The following is a 23,536-nucleotide window of genomic DNA, read 5'->3' on the forward strand; positions in this document are numbered from 1 at the left end:
TCGGGTAAAGCTCGCGAGACATCGGCCAGAGACGACTGCCGGTACCACCAGCCATGATCACAGGAAGCAACATATTAATATCCTTTAATTAAAACCCTGTTATTTAACACCCAGATATATTCTGAGGCCAGAAGCAGCTTATTATAGGTATACAAAAGTATAAATATGGCAAATTCTTAAAAGATAAGCTTTTGATTGATTAGAGCTGAATAAATAACGCAGCCGTGTAAATAAGATGATTTTGATCAGTTAATTGAAGATTAACAAACAATAGATAAATAACAGTCAGGCCACTTGGCCTGACTGTGGCATATAAAGATTATTCCAACCACTCGGTATGGAATACGCCTTCTTTATCAGTACGCTTATAGGTGTGCGCACCAAAGTAATCACGCTGAGCCTGAATCAGGTTAGCGGGCAGAACTGCGGAACGGTAGCTGTCGTAGTAAGCAATCGCGGCAGAGAAGGTCGGCACCGGAATACCATTATGTACAGCATACGCCACGACATCACGCAGCGCCTGCTGATAGTCATCAGCGATCTGTTTGAAGTATGGCGCCAGCAACAGGTTAGCAATGCCAGCGTTTTGTGCGTAAGCGTCGGTGATCTTCTGCAGGAACTGCGCACGAATGATGCAACCAGCGCGGAAAATCTTAGCGATCTCGCCGTAGTTCAGATCCCAGTTGTACTCGTCTGAAGCAGCACGCAGCTGTGAGAAGCCCTGAGCATAGGAAACGATTTTACCGAGGTACAACGCGCGGCGAACTTTTTCGATAAATTCAGCTTTATCACCGGCCGGCTGAGCCTGCGGACCACTCAGCACTTTCGAAGCGGCTACACGCTGATCTTTCAGAGAAGAGATATAACGAGCAAACACGGACTCGGTGATCAGAGACAGAGGTTCGCCTAGATCCAGTGAGCTTTGGCTGGTCCACTTGCCGGTACCTTTGTTTGCTGCTTCATCAAGAATGACATCGACGAGGTATTTACCCTCTTCATCCTTCTTGGTGAAGATATCTTTAGTAATGTCGATCAGGTAGCTACTCAGCTCGCCTTCGTTCCATTCGGTGAAGGTTTGCGCCAGCTCTTCGTTGGAAAGAGCCAGACCGCCTTTCAACAGCGCATAAGCTTCAGCAATCAGCTGCATGTCGCCATACTCGATGCCGTTATGAACCATCTTCACATAATGGCCTGCGCCATCAGCCCCGATATAGGTCACACACGGCTCACCGTCTTCAGCAACCGCCGCGATCTGCTTCAGAATTGGTGCAACCAGCTCATAGGCTTCTTTCTGTCCACCAGGCATGATGGAAGGCCCTTTCAGAGCCCCCTCTTCACCACCGGAAACACCGGTACCAATAAAGTTAAAACCTTCGGCAGAAAGTTCACGGTTACGACGGATGGTGTCCTGGAAGAAGGTGTTGCCGCCATCAATGATGATGTCGCCCTTATCAAGGTAAGGCTTCAAGGAATCGATGGCGCTGTCGGTGCCAGCCCCGGCCTTCACCATCAACAGGATACGACGTGGTGTTTCGAGGGATTCAACAAACTCTTGTACTGTGTAGTAAGGAACCAGTTTCTTGCCTGGGTTTTCGGCAATCACTTCTTCGGTCTTTTCACGGGAGCGGTTGAAAACGGAGACGGTATAACCACGGCTTTCGATGTTCAGCGCAAGGTTACGCCCCATCACAGCCATACCGACAACCCCGATCTGTTGCTTGGACATTACATACTCCTGTCTGGTGTGGTCACTGCGACACGTTCGCAGCTTAAATGTGATGATAATGTTAGCCCAAAGAACAATGAGCTCATAGTGAAAATTTGTTAACTAGCACAACATATAAACTTTGTACTATAAATGCACAAAGCTTGACTTAAGCAGCATCTGATTAATAAGCAGATTTGTTAATAAACCCTTTAAAAACAGTAAGGAATATTATTTTAAGATCTAACCAAATGCTCCATCCTCTGATATATAACAAATCATATTCGATTCGTTTTTCCATTTTTTCCAAAGTATCAGTTTCACCACGCCAACCATTAATTTGTGCTAAGCCCGTGATCCCTGGCTTTACCTTATGACGAAGCATATATCCCTGAATTAATGACCGATATTGCTCGTTATGTGAAACCGCATGTGGTCGAGGTCCGACAACGGACATCTGACCAAAAAGTACATTAAAGAACTGCGGAAGTTCGTCTAAAGAGGTGCTGCGTAAAAACTTGCCGACTTTAGTCACGCGAGTATCATTTTTTGTAGCCTGAATAACTTTATCGTCGTTTTCCATTACTGTCATTGAGCGAAATTTCCAGACTTTAATAGGTTTCCCGTCCATTCCATAACGCACTTGGCGAAAAATAACAGGGCCCTTCGAGGTAGTTTTAACAGCAGTAGCAATAACAAGAAGAATTGGTGATATCAGAATAAGAATCAAAGATGATACAATGATATCTTCCAAACGTTTGAATACCATATTGATCCCATTCAGCGGTGAATCAAACAAAGGAACAACTGGCACTCCATTTATTTCTTCAGTTCGTGACTGAAGAATATTAAAAGTAAAGATATCAGGAATTAACAATACGGAACAAGTAGTATCAGTTAATTGTCTAACAATGTCCTTAATTTTGGATTCATCATGCATGCTCATCGCGATGTAAATACGATCTATTTTCCCCTCACGAGCTTCCTGAATAAGCTTGTCTATATTGCCAGCATAAGGTACATTGTCATATTCGGAACTATCGAGTTGAATGTTATCATAAACACCTTTTACAACAAAACCTAACCATGGTTCTTCAATAAAACTTTTTAATAAATTAATACCCGCAGGTAAAGAACCAACAACTGCAACCTTCCTGGTGTTGTAACCAAACTTGCGAAGCAAACCAGAAATAAGTCTAATGATAGAACGACAAATAAGAAAACCAATATCAACTAATAGATACCATTGAAAGAAAAAAAAGAAACGCGTATCAATTGAAGAATCGAGGGACAAAAGACCAAGAGCAATTAATAAACTAAGCGTCCAATTTTTAAGTATTAAAATATACTCAGTAGAAAAAGCAACTCCGCGCCATGAGCGATAGAAATCTGTTATGCCACCTATCATCTGAAAAATTACTAGAGATAGTAATGACATCAAAGCATGTCGGTATTCAAACGAGACTGAATTCATAACGCAAACTAAATACAATCCCAAAAAAATTATGACCACATCGGAGAAGCGTTGAGCCATTGAAATCAAGGAAGCATTCGCATTCGAGCGAGTCCGATGATACAAGGTTGCCATGAAGATTTCCTTAAAATATTGAACCTTATGAAATAATAATTTGCAATAGAAATCCTGAAGTTCAGTAGATTAAAGATATATTTTTTCCATTAATCTCGAACTCTTTCACCTATATTATTGAAAATATGAACGTCAACAAGAGAATAAGAAAGACCTATAATATCAAGTTAAGAAACATTAGCATTCACAATTAAGTAATTAGACGAACCTAAAATAGGCCTAGATAATGGTTGACGTTGTAAAAATAGGGAATCCATTCCACCTAACATAATCTAATTGCTAATCCCTTGTTGCTATGAATTTTAGTTTTGTATATCTACAATAAAATTTGAAAGTACATTATTCATATCAAGTGATGCATTGGCATATTCAATTGCTATTTTGTTTTTCCGAGGCATCAACAAACACTGTTCAATACCAGATATAAGGGCATCAACAGATTCAGGCTCTATACATTGCGCTATACCTGGGTTATTTTTGCATAACTGACCAAGTTCAGTATGATCTTCTGCAGTAATTACTGAATTACCGCCTACGGCGAGAATATTTGTAAGCTTAGATGGCAAAACAGCATCAGCCGCACCTTTCTTTTGAACAACAAGATGACAATCAGCAAGATTTAATAATGCTGGTAATAGATCATAAGGCTGTAGAGGCTTGAAAATGACATTATCCAAATTAAGGTCCAAGCTCATTTTTTCTAAATTTTCTTTACCACCTCCTTGACCAACAAACAAGAATATATAATTTTTCATTGCCAACTTTTGTGCAGCAGCGATGACAATCTCAAGCCCTTGTTTTTCACCAATATTCCCAGAGTAAAGTATGACTTTTCTGTCTTCGGCTATTCCAAACTCTTCTTTCAGCATGACTGATTGGTCACTTTTAACATTCTTAAATCTTTCAAGCTCAGACCAGTTAGGGAAAAAAATCAGATTTTTTTGCGGCACACCTTTACCAGAGGCATTCAATAACATCGTTTTAGATATAGTGGATACTTTGTCTGCAGACGTTAAACACCATTTTTCAAACTTTTTGGCAAATTTCGCAAACACACCTTTCTTTGCCATCCCTAGGCCGAGCATAGCATCGACTTCGAAATCTTGTATATGAATTATTACTTTAGCACGAGTTAATTTTCTTAATAACAGGGCTCCCGGCACACAGAATAACGTGGGAACAATACAAATAACATAATCAGGTTTCCAGCGTGTTTGCATTAAAAGAGGGAAAAGAGAACTAAATGCAAAACTGGACAAATGCAATAAACGCTTTATCGTTGAAGGTTTATTAGGAACATAAAGTGGACATCTAAATACTACTTCAGGAAGTTTTTCTTTAGTGTATTTCCATCCAGAATAATTATCAGCAACCTTCCACGCAGGATAATATGGCGGAGCAGTAATGACCCTAACGTCAAGACCATTTTCAACAAACCACTTCACCATTTCACCACTATACTTGCCAATACCAGTTAATTCAGGACGATAATTGATTCCATATACAAGTAATTTCATACCTAAAAGTCCTAAGAAACATCTATAAAATAAGCTTTAGTATTAAAATGCACTAAATCATTATTAATGATTTCATCCGCGCTCATCCAGAGATATTCATTATGCTGTTCACGCGGAAATACTAAGCCATTTGATAAAATAGATATTTTATAAGCCAATACTATATAGTGAGTACTAAATTCACTATTAAAGTAATTATCATCATAGAAATGTTCAAAAACACCGAGAAAAGTGGTTTCATTTCGCAGCATCTCAATGCCAATTTCATTTTGAATTAATCTGGTGAAACCATTATTTAATGTCTCATTTTTTTGTATGCGGCCTCCAGGGACAAACCAAAAGCCCCTTGCGGGGCGGTTGTTTCTTTTACCAACTAAATACTCACCTTTCTCATTTTGAATGATCAAATCAATTGAGATTAGCGGCGTATTCTTTATTACATTTTTAAATGCATCATCATCTAAAAACATATTAACTCCGGAAGCTTTGCTGATTCTTTAAAAACCACTCATAAGTCCGAGTTAAACCTGCTTCAAGCTTAATTTGATACTTCCAACCTAAGCCTTCCAATCTCGAAACATCTAATAATTTTCTTGGAGTGCCATCAGGTTTGGTTGAATCAAAAACTACCTCTCCGCGATAACCAACCACTTTTGATATGGTTTCAGCTAATTCCCTAATAGAACAATCAACTCCAGTACCAACGTTAATATGTGACAACATTGGTTGTGTTTGCTCCTGCCAAATAGATTTATCAAGGTCCATGACATAAATAGATGCAGCAGCCATGTCATCAACATGCAGAAACTCACGCATCGGCGTTCCACTACCCCAAACAATAACTTGTGGTAGTCCTTCTAACTTCGCCTCATGAAAGCGCCGCAATAATGCAGGAATTACATGCGAGTTAGAAGGATGGAAATTATCGTTTTCTCCATATAAATTAGTTGGCATTACCGAACGATAATCACGATTATGTTGCCGATTATAAGACTCGCAGAGTTTTATACCGGCAATTTTTGCTATAGCATACGGCTCATTTGTAGATTCAAGTGTCCCTTGTAGTAATTCAGACTCGCTTATCGGTTGCTTAGCAAATTTAGGATAAATACATGATGAGCCTAAAAACATTATTTTATTGACATCATTAACATGTGCAGCATGTATGATATTTGCTTCAATAAGAATATTTTCATAAATAAAATCAGCCGGATAAGTATTATTCGCAACTATTCCGCCAACTTTTGCAGCAGCTAAATATACTTCATTAATACGCTCATTAGCGAAAAAATGATTTACGTCTTGAGCATTAAGCAGGTTGAGCTCCTGACGTGAACGCAGTACGAGCTCAATGTCGTCTCTATTTTCCAATTGTCTTACGATTGCTGAACCAACCATACCATTATGCCCAGCAACAAAAACTCTCTTCTTAATAGTCATTTCTTTACTCCAGAGAAATTGAAACCTCGTAACCATGTGATTTGAGAAGAGAATGCTTTTTAGCTGCCTCAAGATCCTTTCTTACCATTTCAACAACCATTTCTTGTAATGTTGTTTCAGGTTTCCATCCTAATTTATCGTGGGCTTTCGAAGGGTCTCCAAGCAAGGTTTCCACTTCAGCAGGACGGAAATAACGTGGGTCTACAGCTACAATTATATCACCTACTTTAACTGCAGGTGCGTCTTCACCAGAAACACTTTCTACAATACCCACTTCATCAACGCCATGCCCCTCAAAACGTAGTTTAATACCCAACTCTGATGCAGCAAAATCTACGAATTGACGTACTGAGTATTGGACTCCGGTCGCAATAACATAATCTTCCGGCTGTTCTTGTTGAAGCATAAGCCATTGCATTTTAACGTAATCTTTCGCATGACCCCAATCTCGCAAAGAATCCATGTTACCAAGATAAAGACATTTTTCTAATCCTTGAGCAATATTGGAAAGCCCACGTGTAATTTTTCTTGTTACAAACGTTTCACCACGGCGTGGCGATTCATGGTTAAACAGAATACCATTACACGCGTACATTCCATATGACTCACGATAGTTAACAGTAATCCAATATGCATAAAGCTTCGCAACTGCGTACGGAGAACGCGGATAGAATGGAGTTGTCTCTTTTTGCGGAATTTCCTGCACTAAACCATAAAGTTCAGAAGTAGATGCTTGATAGAAACGAGTTTTCTTCTCTAGTCCCAGAAAACGAATAGCCTCTAAAAGACGTAATGTGCCAATAGCATCAACGTCCGCTGTGTATTCAGGAGATTCGAAAGACACAGCGACGTGACTCATAGCTCCTAAATTATACACTTCATCAGGTTGAATCTCAGAGATCAAACGAGTTAAGTTAGATGTGTCTGATAAATCACCATAGTGTAAATGGAATTTTGGATTTGATGAATGTGGATCTTGGTAAATATGATCTACGCGATCAGTGTTAAACGAAGAAGAACGTCTTTTAATCCCGTGAACTTCATATCCCTTTTCTAACAGAAATTCTGCGAGATATGAACCGTCTTGCCCAGTGATACCGGTAATCAGAGCTTTTTTTACATTAGTCATTTCTTGTTTCCTATTAATAATAATCAATAACGATTTCTTAATACTTTGGCAGGTACCCCACCTACTACAGAATTAGGTGGAACATCTTTATTAACAAATGAACAGGCTGCAACAATAGCACCTTTCCCTATAGTGACATTACCCAAAATAACCGAACCAAATCCGATAAAATTATCTCCTTCCAGTACTATAGTGGAAGGCTTGTTTCTTCCAGAGAAATATGCTGAAGATGACTCATTAAATAAATCATGGTCGTTACCAATAAATGACACGCGTGAGGATATTAAACTATCATTTCCAATAGTCAGATTCACTTGTGAAATAAAATCAGCACCTATAGATACATTATCACCCATTTTTACAAAATTTGGGATATAAACATTTGCACCTGGGCCAACATAAGCATTTTTCCCCCGGGAAATTTTCCCTCTATTTTTAAATCTAATTAACTGAAATCTCCAATTTCTTATAAAGGATCTGATTAAGGAAACTAAAAAACTCCTTTGAACATCGGGATTATCTTGTTTGCGTGACACTTTCAATTACCCCATCAACCATAGTTTCAACTGAATACCTATGTTTGCAATCATTAACTATTTTTTCTCCGTCAAACATATTATATTCACGCCCGTGAAAATACTTTAAGATTTCATCTGCTAATGACTGAGGATCATTCGTATTAAAGAATCCTCCATTCAAACCAGTTTGTAATGCCTCAAGTTCAGGAGAGTGGTTTTCATCCTTTGAAATCAACATAGGCACACCAAATGAAAGACTTTGGGTTATTGAGAGACCAACATATCCCGGAGATATTGATACAAAGCTTTTTGAATAAATCTCCTTCAGTTTTGAATGATCTGCGATATGTCCGTAAAACATAACATTTTCATCGATGCCGAGATCACGCGACATTTTTTTTAATTCATTCGATTGTTCGCCATTGCCAACAATATGAAAAACAATACTCGGTTCGACTTTACAAACTAACGGAATTGCTTTAATTAATACATCAACTTTTTTGCTTGAAACTAAACGTCCTACATATATCACACCTGTGGATTTAGAGGACAAAACATTCATCATGTCTTTTCTGTAATAAAGAGAGTTTGGAGCAACAAAAATTTCATTTTCTTTTTTACATTGTTCGCCATAAGCATTAAGTAATTCTTGTTTCTGATTATTGGTATACAATAATAATGAGTTCGATGCTTTTCTCATTAAGTTTCTAATCTTTTCTGTTTTGCTTTCTTTACCTTTCCTTGCCCAAACGTGCCCCCAGAAGACTGTTTTTTTATTAAGAATTTTACGTAAAAATAAAACAAGCCAAACTGAAAGGATTCTAGGATTAAGTTCACATATAAGAATATCAGCTTTAAGGACAGTCCTCCAAGGAAGGTGTTGAAATGCCAATTTTCTTTTAAAGAAAAAAGAATTTCTTATAACCGTTGTTTCATCTAGCGAGAGGACAAATTTGCTTGTTTTGGTGGATTCTTCAAAATACTCTTCACCGACTACTATTTTAAATTGCATATCGCGATCATTCATTACATCAACAAGATGACGAATAAACTGATTTCTATAATCTGCAATGGCCATTTGCGTTAGTACAATTAGCATTGTTCTTCCTCTATAATTTTAAATCTTTTTGCATTAAAAATTATTCTGTCCCTTTTCTAAATTACCATATGTAATGAAAATTAATGCAATCGAAGTGAAGAGTGCTTTATGCATCCAAAACGATAAGCTTACAAGTGAAACAAAAAATAAGAAAATGAACATTGCTGCTACTACAGGAGTTTTAACATTCCCTTTATTAGTAATAATGCTATAAAAACAACTTCCTATAAGTACTACAGTTAATAATATGCCAACAATTCCCGTTTCTGCTGCAGATTCAAAGAATATATTATGAGGGTACATGTTGAATCTTTGAATAAATATTCCCACTCCCTCTCCAAGTATTGGATGCTCATAAAACGTGGCTATTGCATGATGCCAAGCATCAATTCGTTCACTTTCGGATTGGCCATATTGCTCCGTGGCTATATGACCGAAAGTTGAAAATAAACGAGCTACTAACTCTGCATTATTGGTTATAATATACCCTATAAAAACTGCCATTCCACTTATAGCTAGTAAAACTTTACCAAAATTCTTTCTTACAATAGAGAATTTATCTGACGATAAAAGAAGCAATAAAGCCAAAATAAATCCAATAACTACACTTCTCGTATTTGCGGCGAGAAATGCATAAACGATAGGAAGGAATGATATTAAATAAGGAATACTTTTTTTGCCCTTTTGAGTCATTATATAGTACACGTTCACAACAGCTGCCTGACCTAAAGTAATAGCAAGAGGTATTGTGCTTGAATCACCTACTGTAAGGCGCATAGTATATTGCGAAGAGCTATTATTTTGCATTAATGCTGTCACAGCAACAATAAAGCCAGTTATTAAAATTCCATGCATGTAATCATTAATAAACTTACCTTTATCTAAATACAATACATAACTAAATCGCGCGAAGAAATAAAATGAGGCACCAAGGAAAAGATATCTCAAGGAAAATTCAAGACCTATGACTAAGTCATTTGAGAAAAAAGCAGATAATATATAGAGTAAAAAGAATCCAAATATTATTCCATCTGCGAATTTAAATTTTACTAACGAAACTTTATCTTTGAGAATGATTTTGCTTAAAATAGTGACGAAACAAATTAAAGGCCCTAAGACATTAAACACAGGAGAATCAGAATCTCCGCCACTTATCATAGCATTAAATAAGTAGGCGTTTGATGCTAAAGCTAATCCAACCATTGGTCTAAGCCATGACAGGCTTAGTACCGCAATGATATAAAAAGCACCTGATATCATTTTTTTTCATCCCTTTATGAGATATTAAAATTCAAATGAAATTACACATTGCATCATTACCATTCCATTTATTTGAATTTAATAGTTGGGATTGAATTGCTTGTTCAAGTTCGAAACGGTTTACATCGTCGTTTTCAATATTTACGATGACATGATCCATTTTTAGATCTTTCAATACATGAAACACCTTAAAGTTTTCATCCTTATCCCCTATAGCAATTGGATACGCTCCAAATTCGAATGCAAATAAGAGACTGTGCAATCTATTTGAAAGAATAATTTTTGTTTTTTTATAAATATCACCAATTGCCACGAAACTTGTTTTTGTTATATCATAATAATACTTGTTGACAATTAATCCGTTTTCAATAAGTTCTTTTTCAATTAAATTATTAAATACTAAATCAGTTTGAACCTGTGTTACATTGTTAACAATTTTAATACCATTCTTTGAAGCTACGTCTATTATTGCCGATGCAATTTTTTTCGCTTGCAACTCAGGTGGCAGATTAGATTTCTTATACGGACGAAATGAATAACTTATTGTGTCTCTTTTTTCTTCTAAATATTTTTCTCTATTTTTTAAAATAGAGAAATATGCTAAATCTGAAACTCGCTTATATTTTTTAAATGAGTTATCTTCAACAAACTTCAATGAATAATCTTCTCGAACACCATATATGTAAGATTTAGCACTAATATTCATTTCCGCTTTTAAAAAAGAACCACTTAACGGGCCAACAGAAACACCTGTCTTAATAATCTTCACGCCTACAAAGTGCAATGCATTGACATAAGTTATTTTCAACAGAGCTTTGATACCGGTTCCATATTCCTTGCTACCCCCAAACAGATGCCCCGGTTTATATACAAAGGCAACATCTCTATTCAATAGACGATAAACTAAAGGCATCAGGGCAAATTTAATTTTGCTAACTCCAACACAATTATCATTTTTAATGATATCGATAAATCCTTTAGGGATGTCTTCCGTTAGCAAAAAAATTGTACCTTTTTCACTTAATATATCTAACAGATTTTTTGCAATTAATGCATCGCCAAGATTTTCGTATTGTGTTGTTGGTTTATAAAATAAAAACATATTAAATTTCTCGTTCCCGTAAATAGTTTTTATTGAGACTAATTAATAGCAACCATAATGCAATGATCAATTCTGTTATACAAAATGCCAGAACATATGCCCAAGTTAATGAATCCGTTAAAACTGATAACAGCCAAAACAATGCAGTCGTGAAAAGTGCATTTAACATTATTATTTTAGCATATTTTTGATGCCTTTCAGTAGATAATAAAGAAACACTATTATAATATGAAATCGCGATCAACAATGAATGTAACGAAACAATTAAATAAAGAAAATAATCTTGCTGCGTTGCTACATCCTTTAATTGAAACCATTGGCAGAAATAGTCATAACCAAATATAAGAATAACACTTGCCAAAGATAATATGGCTACATTCACTACATTAAACTTTAAAAACACCCTATTGAATTCTTTATATTTCTCTTCTGCCCATAACCTCGAAAGTTCAGCCCAGATACTTTTACCTAATAATGAGGAGAACATCACCATAAAACGAGAGGTATTTCGTATAACAGTAACAAAAGCTAAAACCGCCGGACCGTAAAACGATGATATTATTACTGAACTACCTTGAAGAAATACAGCTTGACTGAAAGGTATTCCTGCATATGGAATAGATTGCTTAATAAAAACAAAAAACTGTTCTAATGTGACTTTTGCATTGAATATTTCAATCTTAATAAATTTCAATTGTTTTATCAAAAGACTTATCATAACACTTATCACTATTATTCTCGCGAGTAAATAAGCAATAGATGCTTCGACAATATCTCCACCAGTTATTAAAACTATACATACAAAGGCTATTTCTAAAAAGCGTGTAAATTGTGCCAATGCATTATATATATGATATCTTTCTGTTGCGCGCCCAAGAGAACATAATATTTGAGAACATAGGATCATACCTGCATGTAAAGACATAAAAAAAACGGAATAGGTTATTAAACTTACATCAGAATCTTCTATACCTAAAAAACCTCTTAAATCAAAAAAAAACTGCCCTATTCCGAAAACTAAAATGATACTTAATAATAAAAATATCAAAAAAACACTTAATTTTATTACATGTGCTGCTGCATTATATTCTTTTTTTATTATCGCAACACTGATTGCGTTTCCTGCATGGCTTGCAATACCTACGTCTGTAGTTAATAACAAATTAGGTATCGTCCTAATTAGTATCCACTCACCAAACTTAACCAATCCCCACGAATGAATAAATAGTGGTACTATAAGTAGCTTTTCTATAACATTAATCGCAAGGCCAAACCCTTGTGATAATAACATGCTTAGTATTCTTTTATTCACACCCAGTCCTTAAGTAAATTAAATTTTTTCCGGGTTTATATTAAACCCGGAAAATTAATTTAGCTTATCTATTCTTTCGATTTGTACTCGTATTCATAATACGCATATTCACCATACTTATTACTAGCTTTTCTGGTCACAGCATTTAATATCACGCCTTTGACGATAACACCGCTATGTTCCAATCTATTTTTAGCAACTTCGATTTCTTTGACAGTATTCTTTTCAAAGCGAGCAACTAACAATGTAGTTCCTACATGGCGACCAATTATTGCAGCATCGGTCACTGCTAAAATTGGCGGAGTATCCACTAATACAAGATCATATTTTGCACTCGCCCACTCAAGGAACTTTTCAATCCGACTCCCCATCAATAGCTCCGCAGGATTTGGTGGTATTTCACCACGACCAATGTAATCCAAGCCAGCTATTTCTGTATGAACAACAGCCTTCTCGTAATCTACCCTACCTGTGAGTATTTCTGACAAGCCATTGTTAGGTAAACCGCCAAAATAGTGATGCATATATCCTCGTCGCATATCTGCATCAATTAATAAAACTTTTTGTCCTGCCTGAGCAACTACCCCTGCAAGGTTGGTACTGACGAATGTTTTACCTATTTCAGGACTTGGACCTGATATCATTAAAATATTGTTTTTCGCTTCTAACATTGCGAAATATAAACGCGTCCGTAACCCTCTAATAGCTTCAATAGCTAAATCTGCACCATTCTCCTTAATTAATACATCAAATTTTTTCTTATCACTTTTGCTGCTGTTATTGTTAACATTTTTTAACTGCCAGTCAGATAAAGGGATACTCGCGTACACATTCAAACCATTTTCTTCTAGTTGTTCGGCACTTTGAACACCTTTGTGGAACGCAACCTTAACTATGACATACATCAAGGAAAGCATTGTTCCAAACACTGTTAAAACAACTATTACAAGTAGCTTTTTGGGTTTGATTGGATCAGGTTGTGTTACAGCATTATCAATTATGCGTACATTACCCACTGTGCTTGCTTTTGTAATGCTCAGTTCCTGTTCTTTGTTTAATAGCTGTAAATAGACATCTTGCCCAACCTGAACATCACGAGTTAAACGTAATACTTCTTGTTGTGTTTCTGGAAGATTATTAATCTTTTTCTTCAGATTATTTTTCTCTTCTTCAAGAGTTTTTCTTTTTTCTAAAAGAGCCCTATATGTTGGATGCTCCTTTGTATATAGTTTGGATACTTCAGCTTCAGAAAATGTTAGTTGATTAATCTGCGCATCTAATTGAACCATTGTATCCAGAAGAGATTTTGCCTCCATAGTTAAATCAACAGAGCTATTTTGCTGTCTGTAATAATTTAACTTATTTTCTGCAGCATTAAGTTCATTTTTGACATCAGGGATTTTTCGATCCAAAAAATTTAAACTTTTTGCTGCCTCTTCCGATTTCCTCTCAATGTTCTGCAACAAATAATTGTCAGTAATACTTTGAAGTATCGTCTTTATTTTTTCAGGATCATTTCCTGTTAATGATAGAGACAATACACCTGTATCTTTTCCAGTATCTGCAACAGTAAACGCGTCATTAAGATCACTGAGCACTTGAAGAGAATCTTTGCGTTTTATGCTAAATTCAGTCCCTGGCGGAGATTTAATTTCCGTCAGCAATATTTCGAATCCATTTTTAGATACTGGCTCATTAACTTGACCTTTCATTTCGCCGGCATCATCAAGATCAATGGTATAGCTGTCTTTACCAGTTATTTTGATTGTAAACTTCGTGTCTAACGCATCATGTGGGACATTAAAATATTTTACGTTTATTGAACTGCCGTCATCACCGCGTATTTTCTTTAAAAACTGACCTATAATTGGCGTAGTTTTCTCTTCAATTACAACGCTCAAATTTAAATCATTGATAGTTTTACCAAGCACCATCCTTGATTTTATTAGTTCAATTTCAGCTGCTGATTGAGGCGGAGTTGTTGGAAGAACCTCAGACAGACTCGATAAAAAATTATTTCCTGCATTTTGTTCAACCTGCACTAATGAATCTGCTTCATATACGGGTGGAGCTAGAAATGCATATAAAAAACCTAGCCCCATAAAAAAGAAAGTTACAGAAATTATCAATCCTTTATGATCAATAACCTCACCGATTAAGCGACCTAGATCGATCCCGTCACTTTCTTGGCTTCCTGTAGACATTGAATTAAGTTTATCAGTCATCTGATACCCTGCACTATTTAATTAAGACGTCTGCCCATTTTTGAGCTGATTCGTCGAGAAGTTTATATACAGATTCGAACGCTTCTTTACTTTTCATATATGGATCGGCTATTTCTCGTTGCCCTATCCAATGTCCGAATAACATAGTTTTGCCACGTAATTCCGGTGCTAGTTTACATATCAGGTCTATATGTTTTTTTTCCATAACAAGTATTAAATCATATTCTTTACAAATATCTTTAGTTACTTGTCTTGCAATGTGTTCATCAAGATCTAAATTGTTCTCATGGGCGACCTTTTTTGCTGTAGCGTCCGCTGGATGGTTAACTAAAGCACCGAGGCCAGCAGAACCGATCTTAAAATCTTTCAGTCTTTTTTTCAGCAACATTTCGCCAGTTGGTGATCTGCAAACATTTCCAATACAAACAACTAAAACTGATTTAAACATATAGTTACCAGTTCCTTACATATCTCGCGGCTTCTGTCATATCATGCACCCCGGTAATAGTGGGAACCAATTGAGAGACTACACGGTTCCAACGTACTACTGGAGCAGCTGTAACGTAAACAATGTCGTAAGGTTGTAAAGCAAATTCGGTGCTCAATACCATTGCAGATGCATCTTTCGCATTCAATTGGTAAACATTAGCGATTTTACCCTGCTTATCACCTTTGAGCTGTCTTATTACAAATACACCTGTCGCATCACTCAATGCTTGTGACATTCCTTCAGCATTACCTATAGCTTCAGCTAATGTCATCCCACTGCGATCCATTTTCATGGTACTTTGTTTACCAACTTCACCCATGACAAATACTTTCAGATCATCATTTCGTGGTACAAATAAAATATCGCCCGGATAAAGCAAGTGATTTTGTGTAAGATCACCTTTTTGCATTAAGGCATATAAGGAGATCTTAGTATCTTTACCGTTATGCGTGAGGACGACATTTCTCCAATCAGCGTCAGGAGCCAAGCCACCCGCGGCATTAATAGCATCCATTACAGTCAACGGGATATTAGTGATTGGTTGTTGACCAGATTTTACAACTTCACCTGTAACATAGGTTTTTTGCGATCTAAAAGATGCTATGCTTACATCAACCTGAGGGCTTTCAATGTAAGTCGTTAATCTGCTGGCGATATCCTGGCGTACCTGACTTAGGGTTTTTCCAGCTACTTGCACCTTACCGACATAGGGGTAGAAAATAGTTCCGTCAGAATTAACCCAGTTACCAGTATCGCTCGCGCTACGGTACTGGCCTGCCGGAGTAGTCAATTCCGGGTGATCCCATACGGTAACCATTAGTACATCGCCAACCCCAATACGATATTCATAGCTACGTAATAAATTATCCAATTGCGGGTTTGGTCGTGCTAACACAGATTCAGGACGAAGCTGATCAATTAACCCAGGTGTCATAGGATAGACATTGACCAATTTATCCAGATCGTAATCGCTATCCGGTAGCTCAACCACGTTCTTACGTAAACTATTCAATCCCTGACCCGGGATAATGGTACAGCCCGATAAAAAGCCGATTACCAACGCTAATGCCGAAATTTTAACAATTTTTTTCTTCATAATGTCACATCATTAGTAAACCAAGATTGCCAATTCCTGAGCAGCTGTCATCGCCGTTGCTTCCCTACCGGCTTATGGAGAGATAAAAGCTGACTGCGTCCTGCAGCGCTACCACGATCTCTCCTGTTTTCCAGCATTCAGCCTTATAAACTAAACGGTATTTCAATTCCTGCACTGGCGCCAACTTCGTCCGTGTCACTATTGTTAGCATTGGTGTACCAGAGTGAGGTATTCAACCGGACCGACTGATACACATCCCCACTCCAACTAAGCTGCACACCCTTCAGAGTATCTGCATGTGGAAACGCTTTATTAATCGACTGATTTTCAGGGTTAACTTTGGCATAAACCAGTCGCGTACTCCAGCGCTGGTTATCCTCGGTAATAAGCTCAACTTTGCCTGCTAATAACTGGCCATCGCCCCCCATCGCATCACCCAATGGATAACCTTGCTGGTAATAACCATCGGTATACGTATGATGCCAGTAGCTATATCCGGTTCGATTCATATTTGTCCGTGTATCATGAGCTTCCAGATACCAATTTATCGCGTCCTTACCCCAACCGTGATGCCCTTCCACGCCGCCGAGGAACATATTGGCTGATGGTAGGTAACCAGACTCATCCTCGCCGATCATCTGCCCATAGAAGCTTACCGGCCAGCCCAGAGTCGGCTCAAGTTTGAACTTAAAGTCAAACCCGGCCAGCTGGTTACCTGGTTCGTTATCTGTTCCGGTATTGTCTTTTCCGGTAAAGCCATCCCAGAAACTGCTAAAGGATTGCGGTCGCCCTTCCCCACCCCACTGCATAATACGCGATGCGCCTAACTCTAAAGACTGGAAAGGTGAAAAAGTGAAACGTCCGCCGATTATTTTGGCATGGGGCACCGCGGTATATTGATTCATCTGGCTGGCAGAGATCTGGTACTGCCATGGGCCCACCCAGCGCAGCCACCATGTTTCCGGCGCCGCCTGCTCTGCCCGCTGCATCAGGAAGCCGGTCATCGGCCGCGTGGCATCCCCACGGATCAGGCTGCCTTCATAGCCCGGCCCCCACCACTGCGGTACCTGGCCAAAGGAGAGCCACTGGTTCCAGAACTTCACCGCGCCATAGGCGCCGTTGGCGTTGAAGCGCGAGCCGTTGCTGATCCGCTCTCCCCCTTCGACGTTGCCCTGGAGGTGGACATCCCACCACTCGCCGCTGTTATTGAATGCCAGGCCTAACGAATTATCTGCCGGCTGCGTCTGGCCAAACCCCTGCGGGGTACCCGGCTGGTCGGTGGAGGTGTAGCCGGTGACCCGGAAATCGGCTTTTAAAGCAGACAGTCGCTGGTTGATACGAGCCAGAACCACTTGCTCAGAGGAATAAGAAGGTTTGGCCTTTTTTAGCGCCCGGGCGATCTCTTCCTGACTCAGCGGCCAGGTCGACAGGCTCAGATGGATGACCCCGCGATCGGAAAGCCAGGCAAGGTCGTTTCGCAGATCGTTATCATTTACTACTAACCCGGCCGCGTAAGCCTGGGCTCCCAGTGAGGAAAGCAAACCCAGCGTCACGGCAATGCGCGCAATTTTTATCATTGTACAAGATCCATTTTCAGCCCCGCTGTCGTATCTCAATGAGAATGACGGGAATAGCAAGATAGAAAGCGCTCGCGGCACCAGCTGACTTCACTGTGCAACACCGACGAGGCAAGTACAGTTACCCTAAGCTGCTTGTCATCTTTATAACATCCGCCCAGCTCACAATGTAGGCGAATTTTACCCTACAGGCTATCGATGAGATGGGAAAATTAATGTCCAGGTGATATCAGCAGCCGCTCCTGACCAACTTCTGAGGATATCCGTGGAAGATGGTTAGATATCTGATGAGGGCATTCATCCTGGCTGGGTCGATTTTTTATAGCCGTTGAACAGGAACTATAGTACAGCAGCAGGCGGCTTCAGAGACGCTACCGCCCCTGGCTTCACAGCTACCAGCGCACTGACTACCTGAACGACTTATTTTATCGACCTGTGGATGAATAATTGGCCAGGCCTTTATTTTTTGCGGCGTTAAGTCTACGGGATTTCGGTCACAATTGGGAGTCTTAGTGCCGAATATCTGCCAATTAATCCTATCCGCTGTTTTATTGGCGAAAATTAGCGGTTCGTCAATAAAGATTATTTACTGCTCTCAACAATCGAACACCTAGACGACATCGTTGTGCCGACTCAGACACAGCTAACCAACTGAAAAAACAAATATTTTTCATGACGCTCGTGTCATTCTAAAATCAGATGATGTCGTCATAGTCAACTACAATTTCTAATAGTTTCCAGTGTCTCGATATACATTAAATCTGCATCAGGTGCTTTTTGTACGCATTTAAGAAACGTCTGAGCACGGCTATATCCAGGTAAACAGGCGATAGCAATGTAGTAGCACTTCATTATTTCATAAATATGAATTATCAATTGCCCGGCATATAGTAGATTATTTTCTTATTTGTCTAATTAACCAACGAAAACTTAATTTCCCCTGTAAAACAAATGGCAATTACCAAGCCTGCTTGTGCAGCTCGGTACGCGTAAAGGGTTTGTCCAACGGCCCAACTGCGGTGGCGATTTCCCCCAGCAGGGACTGGGTCGGCGCTTTATTGCCGCTATGTAACAGGATAAGCGGAACCATCACCAGGCACGCGACGCCGCCCCAGGAAATATTCACGCTATCCGAACGGGTGGTACGTTTTTGCAGCAACAGGAACAAAGCGCTGCCGGTAGCACCCAGCAGCAGGCCAGCGATCACTTCCGAGACGGAATGCGCATGGATGACCAGCCGTGAATACCCCACCACTGCGGCTAAAACATAGCCGGTGGCGGCCGCTGCTCTTTGCACACCCGCCGAAAAACGAGCGCTGAGCAGCCATAAGAAGATAGGCCAGAAGGCCGCGGAGAGCGCTGAGTGGCCGCTGAAGCCGGTGTAATCCAGCTCACGAATACCCAGTCCCCAGCCCATAAAGGCCAGTTTGGAGGCGCAGACGATGGCGCCGGTGATGCCGAACAGCAAACTCCACTGCCACGCCAGCAACCGCGACGTTTTACGCAGCATCAGGACAATAAACAGCGCCGCTGCGCTGGGCAGCAAGACGGTGCTATCGCCAAAAAATGAGATGAGTTGCCAGTTCATATACCTGTGATCCTTCGATGATGTCCACTGCCGTGCTCAGGGATTATCCATAATGTCTGTACCAGCTCGCATGCCAATTCATTTCACATTTTTATGCATGCAAGTGAGATGTTTAAAGCGGAAACATGATCGCAGTCAAGTTTTATTTTTGGCTGACGTTGATCGCTTTCCCTGCACTTTAGGAATTGTCGCACTAAGTGACTATTCATAAAGCATTATTGCCGCTACTCCGACCATTGCACCACAGAGGCCAGAGACAAACTACCAGAAGTCTCCGAAGCCATACGTTTCTTTACAATCGTTATAACATTCACGTTATGAATAAATTCTGCATAACGTTATGAGCGGCAGGACGGATGTTCAGAGCCTGCCGCTCGGTCTCAGGCTGGCGTTCAGGCCAGCAGCTTTTTGATGCTTTCGCGGAATTTGGCGCCCTCTTTCAGGTTACGCATTCCGTAGGTGACGAAGGCCTGCATATAGCCCATTTTCTTACCGCAGTCATAGCTTTCGCCAGTCATCAGCATCGCGTCGACGGACTGCTTCTTCGCCAGCTCGGCAATGGCGTCGGTCAGCTGGATGCGCCCCCAGGCGCCCGGCTCGGTGCGCTCCAGTTCGGCCCAGATATCTGCCGACAGCACGTAGCGGCCCACCGCCATCAGGTCGGAGTCCAGAGTCTGCGGTTCATCCGGTTTTTCAATAAACTCCACGATACGTGCTACCTGCCCTTCCGCCACCATCGGCTCTTTGGTCTGGATCACGGAGTATTCGGAGAGATCCCCCGGCATGCGTTTCGCCAGCACCTGGCTGCGGCCGGTCTCGTTAAAGCGGGCGACCATGGCGGCGAGGTTATAGCGCAGCGGGTCCGCAGTACCGCCGTCAAGGATGATATCCGGCAGGACCACCACAAACGGGTTATCCCCGACGACCGGGCGGGCGCAGAGAATGGAGTGGCCCAGACCCAGCGGCTGCGCCTGGCGCACGTTCATGATGGTTACGCCCGGCGGACAAATGGCCTGGACTTCCGCCAACAGCTGGCGCTTCACGCGTTGCTCAAGCAGGGCTTCCAGCTCGTAGGAGGTATCAAAGTGGTTTTCCACCGCGTTCTTCGAGGAGTGCGTCACCAGAACAATCTCTTTGATCCCGGCGGCGACGATTTCGTCAACAATGTACTGAATCATTGGCTTATCAACGATCGGCAGCATCTCCTTTGGAATTGCCTTGGTGGCCGGCAGCATATGCATGCCTAGTCCTGCGACCGGAATAACCGCTTTCAAATTCGCCATATTCATCTTCACCTGTTTGGTTGCAAAACACGCGGTTTTGCAAAATTGTACATGTCACAAATCCATTGAAACTGATAATACACGGATACTGCCCGGGCATCTGCCCGCCAAATTCTTAAATTCACTGTCACGTAAAAGAATACACATAACTCCCTTTTACCAACAGTTAGAAGTGAGAATAATCTTATTCTCGATCAGGTTATTCAGCGGTGCGTTTCTCTGCGCCGTGCAATGTGGCCGAGATCCACGTCCACAGGGCGCGCCAGCACGCCAGGGCTGCCGTGCCGCACCTATGCCCGCAAAGAATAGGTATAGATAATAAATTTATCCAGGCAATATATTTCAGAACTTACCGCTGGACAGTTCGCTATACAAGCCATAATCGGCGGAATAAAACCAGGAGCCGCCCTATTCTGCGCCCCCTTTATGAGCTGAATTATGCCGATTTTGCGAGGAATTTCGCTCTTCCCCCATAGCGTGGGCATCACCGCTCGCTGCGACGAGCGGTGTCACAGCGCCGCTTTTGCGCCCCTGGCGGAAGCGCAGCGGCAGACGTTCTGATATTGGCCCGCTTATTCCAGGCAACCGCCATAGTGTTATTTTTTCACTGTTCTTTACCGGAACATAATTCTTATCGGTTCGCTTAATCTGCTGGAAATATATCCACCCATGGCAGGACGCTATCCGCGTCGTTATTGCATTTTATACCCATCTTATCCATGATCGGGGTAACACATACCGCAGTCGTACAGGTTTTAATACATATGGAATGGATTGCCGATCCGTCAATCTGGGCAGGTCTCGTCACGCTGGTCGTTATCGAACTGGTGTTAGGTATCGATAACCTGGTCTTTATCGCTATCCTCGCTGAGAAGCTCCCGCCCGCCCAGCGCGACCGCGCGCGGATCACTGGCCTGATGCTGGCGATGGTGATGCGTCTCCTGCTGCTGGCCTCTATCTCCTGGCTCGTCACCCTGACCAAACCGCTGATTGTTTTTCACGACTTCAGCTTCAGCGCCCGCGATTTAATTATGCTGTTCGGCGGCTTGTTCCTGCTGTTTAAAGCGACCGTCGAGCTTAATGAGCGACTGGAGGGAAAAGACAGCGATAATCCCACCCAGCGCAGAGGGGCTAAATTCTGGGCCGTGGTGGCGCAGATCGTGGTGCTCGACGCTATCTTCTCGCTCGACTCGGTGATCACCGCGGTTGGGATGGTCGACCACCTGGCGGTGATGATGGCCGCCGTGATCATCGCTATCAGCCTGATGCTGATGGCCAGCAAGGCGCTGACGCGCTTCGTTAACAGCCACCCGACCATCGTGATCCTCTGTCTGAGCTTCCTGCTGATGATCGGCTTCAGCCTGATTGCTGAAGGCTTCAGCTTTATTATTCCGAAAGGCTATTTATATGCGGCAATTGGCTTCTCGGTGATGATTGAAGCCCTTAACCAGCTGGCGCTGTTTAACCGCCGTCGCTTTCTCTCCGCCAATATGACGCTGCGTCAGCGCACTACCGAGGCGGTAATGAATCTTTTGAGCGGGCAGAAAGAAAAAGCTGAACTGGATGCTGACACGGCGTCGCTGGTCGCCGATCAGGACCATCATCCGCTGTTTAATCCGCAGGAACGGCTGATGATTGAGCGGGTGCTGAACCTGAATCAGCGCACCGTCAGCAGTATTATGACCTCCCGCCATGATATCGAGCGCATCGATCTCAGCGCGCCGGAGGAAGAGATCCGCAGCCTGGTGGAAAAAAATCAGCACACCCGCCTGGTGGTCACCGGCGGAAAGGATAATGAAGACCTGCTGGGGGTGGTGCATGTTATCGACCTGCTCCAGCAGTCCCTGCGCCAGGAGCCGCTGGATCTGCAGGCGCTGGTGCGCCAGCCGCTGGTCTTTCCGGAAGGGTTACCGCTCCTCTCCGCCCTTGAGCAGTTTCGTCAGGCCCGCACCCATTTTGCCTTTGTGGTGGATGAGTTTGGCTCCGTCGAGGGGATTGTGACCCTGAGCGACGTGATGGAGACCATTGCCGGTAATCTGCCCAACGAGGTGGAGGAGATCGACGCCCGGCACGATATTCAGCACCATCCGGACGGTTCGTGGACGGTCAACGGCCATATGCCGCTGGAGGATCTGGTGCAGTATGTTCCGCTGCCGCTGGATGATAAACGTGAGTACCACACTGTTGCCGGTCTGCTGATGGAGTATCTGCAGCATGTGCCGCAGGTGGGAGAAACCATTGAGATTGACGGTTATACCCTGCGTACGCTGCAGGTCGACAGCCATCGGGTGCAGAAGGTGCAGATCGTTCCGCTGGCAAAGCAGGATGAGCTGGATTATGAGGTGTAATCGTCAGGCATAAAACGGCCCGGGGTATCCCGGGCGGTGGGACGGCTAATCAAAGCCATGCCTGATGGCGCTTCGCTTATCAGGCCTACGGGATGGCGACGCAAACCGGGGGATTACCCCTGCCGCACAACCCAGGCCGGGTCAGGCGTAGCCGCCGCCCGGCATCAACGTGACATCACACCTGGACGACATTCTCAGATCACGGGGAATTGATGCTCTACCGCCGCCACACTGCCTGATGGCGCTTCGCTTATCAGGC

Annotated in this window: 18 protein-coding genes and 2 pseudogenes; 2 read left to right on the plus strand and 18 right to left on the minus strand. The window is 41.7% G+C overall.

Annotated elements, in window-relative coordinates:
- The 16 genes from ABLV04_RS08025 to ABLV04_RS08100 all read right to left on the minus strand — a co-directional run.
- The coding region (locus ABLV04_RS08025; RefSeq protein WP_142245722.1) for a sugar phosphate nucleotidyltransferase at positions 1-73 on the minus strand (73 nt) is incomplete at its 3' end.
- A gap of 246 nt (positions 74-319) precedes the next feature.
- Positions 320-1,726 carry an NADP-dependent phosphogluconate dehydrogenase gene (gene gndA, locus ABLV04_RS08030; protein WP_072413701.1) on the minus strand — a complete coding sequence of 469 codons (1,407 nt, stop codon included), beginning with the start codon at positions 1,724-1,726 and terminating at the stop codon, positions 320-322.
- 163 nt (positions 1,727-1,889) lie between these two features.
- Entirely contained in the window at positions 1,890-3,293 is a 1,404-nt protein-coding gene (gene wcaJ / locus ABLV04_RS08035; RefSeq protein WP_072413702.1) for an undecaprenyl-phosphate glucose phosphotransferase, read from the minus strand.
- A gap of 302 nt (positions 3,294-3,595) precedes the next feature.
- The gene (locus tag ABLV04_RS08040; protein WP_182962579.1) at positions 3,596-4,810 is read right to left on the minus strand and encodes a glycosyltransferase WbuB; all 1,215 of its coding nucleotides are present in this window, start codon (positions 4,808-4,810) and stop codon (positions 3,596-3,598) included.
- Positions 4,811-4,821: 11 nt separating this feature from the next.
- A complete protein-coding gene (locus ABLV04_RS08045) occupies positions 4,822-5,280 on the minus strand; it encodes a GDP-mannose mannosyl hydrolase (RefSeq protein WP_348815564.1) in 459 nt (152 codons plus the stop codon).
- Position 5,281: 1 nt separating this feature from the next.
- Complete coding sequence (locus tag ABLV04_RS08050; protein ID WP_348815566.1) at positions 5,282-6,250, minus strand: GDP-L-fucose synthase; 969 nt, start codon at positions 6,248-6,250, stop codon at positions 5,282-5,284.
- Between the two features lie 4 nt (positions 6,251-6,254).
- Positions 6,255-7,379, minus strand: coding sequence for a GDP-mannose 4,6-dehydratase (gene gmd, locus ABLV04_RS08055; protein WP_014907227.1), 1,125 nt, complete (start codon positions 7,377-7,379; stop codon positions 6,255-6,257).
- Between the two features lie 23 nt (positions 7,380-7,402).
- Positions 7,403-7,915 carry an acyltransferase gene (locus ABLV04_RS08060; RefSeq protein ID WP_072413706.1) on the minus strand — a complete coding sequence of 171 codons (513 nt, stop codon included), beginning with the start codon at positions 7,913-7,915 and terminating at the stop codon, positions 7,403-7,405.
- Positions 7,896-8,996 (minus strand): glycosyltransferase, encoded by a 1,101-nt coding sequence (locus tag ABLV04_RS08065; protein WP_182962577.1) that lies wholly within the window; start codon positions 8,994-8,996, stop codon positions 7,896-7,898. Before ABLV04_RS08065 ends, ABLV04_RS08060 begins: the two co-directional genes overlap by 20 nt.
- Before the next feature lie 33 nt (positions 8,997-9,029).
- Positions 9,030-10,256, minus strand: a complete 1,227-nt coding sequence (locus tag ABLV04_RS08070; RefSeq protein ID WP_072413708.1) for an O-antigen ligase family protein — start codon at positions 10,254-10,256, stop codon at positions 9,030-9,032.
- 31 nt (positions 10,257-10,287) lie between these two features.
- The gene (locus tag ABLV04_RS08075) at positions 10,288-11,358 is read right to left on the minus strand and encodes a polysaccharide pyruvyl transferase family protein (RefSeq protein ID WP_072413709.1); all 1,071 of its coding nucleotides are present in this window, start codon (positions 11,356-11,358) and stop codon (positions 10,288-10,290) included.
- 1 nt (position 11,359) lies between these two features.
- The gene (locus ABLV04_RS08080) at positions 11,360-12,670 is read right to left on the minus strand and encodes a transporter (RefSeq protein ID WP_348815569.1); all 1,311 of its coding nucleotides are present in this window, start codon (positions 12,668-12,670) and stop codon (positions 11,360-11,362) included.
- Positions 12,671-12,738: 68 nt separating this feature from the next.
- Complete coding sequence (locus tag ABLV04_RS08085) at positions 12,739-14,895, minus strand: polysaccharide biosynthesis tyrosine autokinase (protein ID WP_348815571.1); 2,157 nt, start codon at positions 14,893-14,895, stop codon at positions 12,739-12,741.
- A gap of 13 nt (positions 14,896-14,908) precedes the next feature.
- Entirely contained in the window at positions 14,909-15,343 is a 435-nt protein-coding gene (locus ABLV04_RS08090; RefSeq protein ID WP_072413711.1) for a protein tyrosine phosphatase, read from the minus strand.
- Between the two features lie 4 nt (positions 15,344-15,347).
- Positions 15,348-16,481 (minus strand): polysaccharide export protein, encoded by a 1,134-nt coding sequence (locus tag ABLV04_RS08095; RefSeq protein ID WP_014907221.1) that lies wholly within the window; start codon positions 16,479-16,481, stop codon positions 15,348-15,350.
- Positions 16,482-16,624: 143 nt separating this feature from the next.
- Entirely contained in the window at positions 16,625-18,058 is a 1,434-nt protein-coding gene (locus tag ABLV04_RS08100; RefSeq protein ID WP_348815574.1) for a capsule assembly Wzi family protein, read from the minus strand.
- 349 nt (positions 18,059-18,407) lie between these two features.
- On the opposite strand from ABLV04_RS08100, the pseudogene ABLV04_RS08105 reads away from it, so the two are divergent.
- Positions 18,408-18,473 (plus strand): annotated as a pseudogene (locus ABLV04_RS08105) (hypothetical protein); the annotation flags it as partial.
- A 543-nt stretch (positions 18,474-19,016) separates the two neighbouring features.
- Here the strand turns inward: ABLV04_RS08105 and ABLV04_RS08110 are convergent.
- The gene (locus tag ABLV04_RS08110) at positions 19,017-19,646 is read right to left on the minus strand and encodes a phosphatase PAP2 family protein (RefSeq protein WP_348815576.1); all 630 of its coding nucleotides are present in this window, start codon (positions 19,644-19,646) and stop codon (positions 19,017-19,019) included.
- 360 nt (positions 19,647-20,006) lie between these two features.
- Positions 20,007-20,935: pseudogene (gene galF, locus ABLV04_RS08115) on the minus strand (GalU regulator GalF).
- A 758-nt stretch (positions 20,936-21,693) separates the two neighbouring features.
- Between galF and ABLV04_RS08120 the strand changes: the two are divergent.
- Positions 21,694-23,277 (plus strand): TerC family protein, encoded by a 1,584-nt coding sequence (locus ABLV04_RS08120; protein ID WP_348815578.1) that lies wholly within the window; start codon positions 21,694-21,696, stop codon positions 23,275-23,277.
- Positions 23,278-23,536: the final 259 nt, after the last annotated feature.

Source organism: Klebsiella sp. JN_Kp127 (assembly GCF_040062505.1).
In the GTDB taxonomy this organism is placed as follows: domain Bacteria; phylum Pseudomonadota; class Gammaproteobacteria; order Enterobacterales; family Enterobacteriaceae; genus Klebsiella; species Klebsiella quasipneumoniae.

Excerpts from the sequence above, each read along its gene's own strand:
- gndA (WP_072413701.1), bottom strand. The coding sequence starts at position 1,726 with ATGTCCAAGCAACAGATCGGGGTTGTCGGTATGGCTGTGATGGGGCGT.
- wcaJ (WP_072413702.1), bottom strand. The coding sequence starts at position 3,293 with ATGGCAACCTTGTATCATCGGACTCGCTCGAATGCGAATGCTTCCTTG.
- ABLV04_RS08040 (WP_182962579.1), bottom strand. The coding sequence starts at position 4,810 with ATGAAATTACTTGTATATGGAATCAATTATCGTCCTGAATTAACTGGT.
- ABLV04_RS08045 (WP_348815564.1), bottom strand. The coding sequence starts at position 5,280 with ATGTTTTTAGATGATGATGCATTTAAAAATGTAATAAAGAATACGCCG.
- ABLV04_RS08050 (WP_348815566.1), bottom strand. The coding sequence starts at position 6,250 with ATGACTATTAAGAAGAGAGTTTTTGTTGCTGGGCATAATGGTATGGTT.
- gmd (WP_014907227.1), bottom strand. The coding sequence starts at position 7,379 with ATGACTAATGTAAAAAAAGCTCTGATTACCGGTATCACTGGGCAAGAC.
- ABLV04_RS08065 (WP_182962577.1), bottom strand. The coding sequence starts at position 8,996 with ATGCTAATTGTACTAACGCAAATGGCCATTGCAGATTATAGAAATCAG.
- ABLV04_RS08070 (WP_072413708.1), bottom strand. The coding sequence starts at position 10,256 with ATGATATCAGGTGCTTTTTATATCATTGCGGTACTAAGCCTGTCATGG.
- ABLV04_RS08075 (WP_072413709.1), bottom strand. The coding sequence starts at position 11,358 with ATGTTTTTATTTTATAAACCAACAACACAATACGAAAATCTTGGCGAT.
- ABLV04_RS08085 (WP_348815571.1), bottom strand. The coding sequence starts at position 14,895 with ATGACTGATAAACTTAATTCAATGTCTACAGGAAGCCAAGAAAGTGAC.
- ABLV04_RS08090 (WP_072413711.1), bottom strand. The coding sequence starts at position 15,343 with ATGTTTAAATCAGTTTTAGTTGTTTGTATTGGAAATGTTTGCAGATCA.
- ABLV04_RS08095 (WP_014907221.1), bottom strand. The coding sequence starts at position 16,481 with ATGAAGAAAAAAATTGTTAAAATTTCGGCATTAGCGTTGGTAATCGGC.
- ABLV04_RS08100 (WP_348815574.1), bottom strand. The coding sequence starts at position 18,058 with ATGATAAAAATTGCGCGCATTGCCGTGACGCTGGGTTTGCTTTCCTCA.
- ABLV04_RS08110 (WP_348815576.1), bottom strand. The coding sequence starts at position 19,646 with ATGAACTGGCAACTCATCTCATTTTTTGGCGATAGCACCGTCTTGCTG.
- ABLV04_RS08120 (WP_348815578.1), top strand. The coding sequence starts at position 21,694 with ATGGAATGGATTGCCGATCCGTCAATCTGGGCAGGTCTCGTCACGCTG.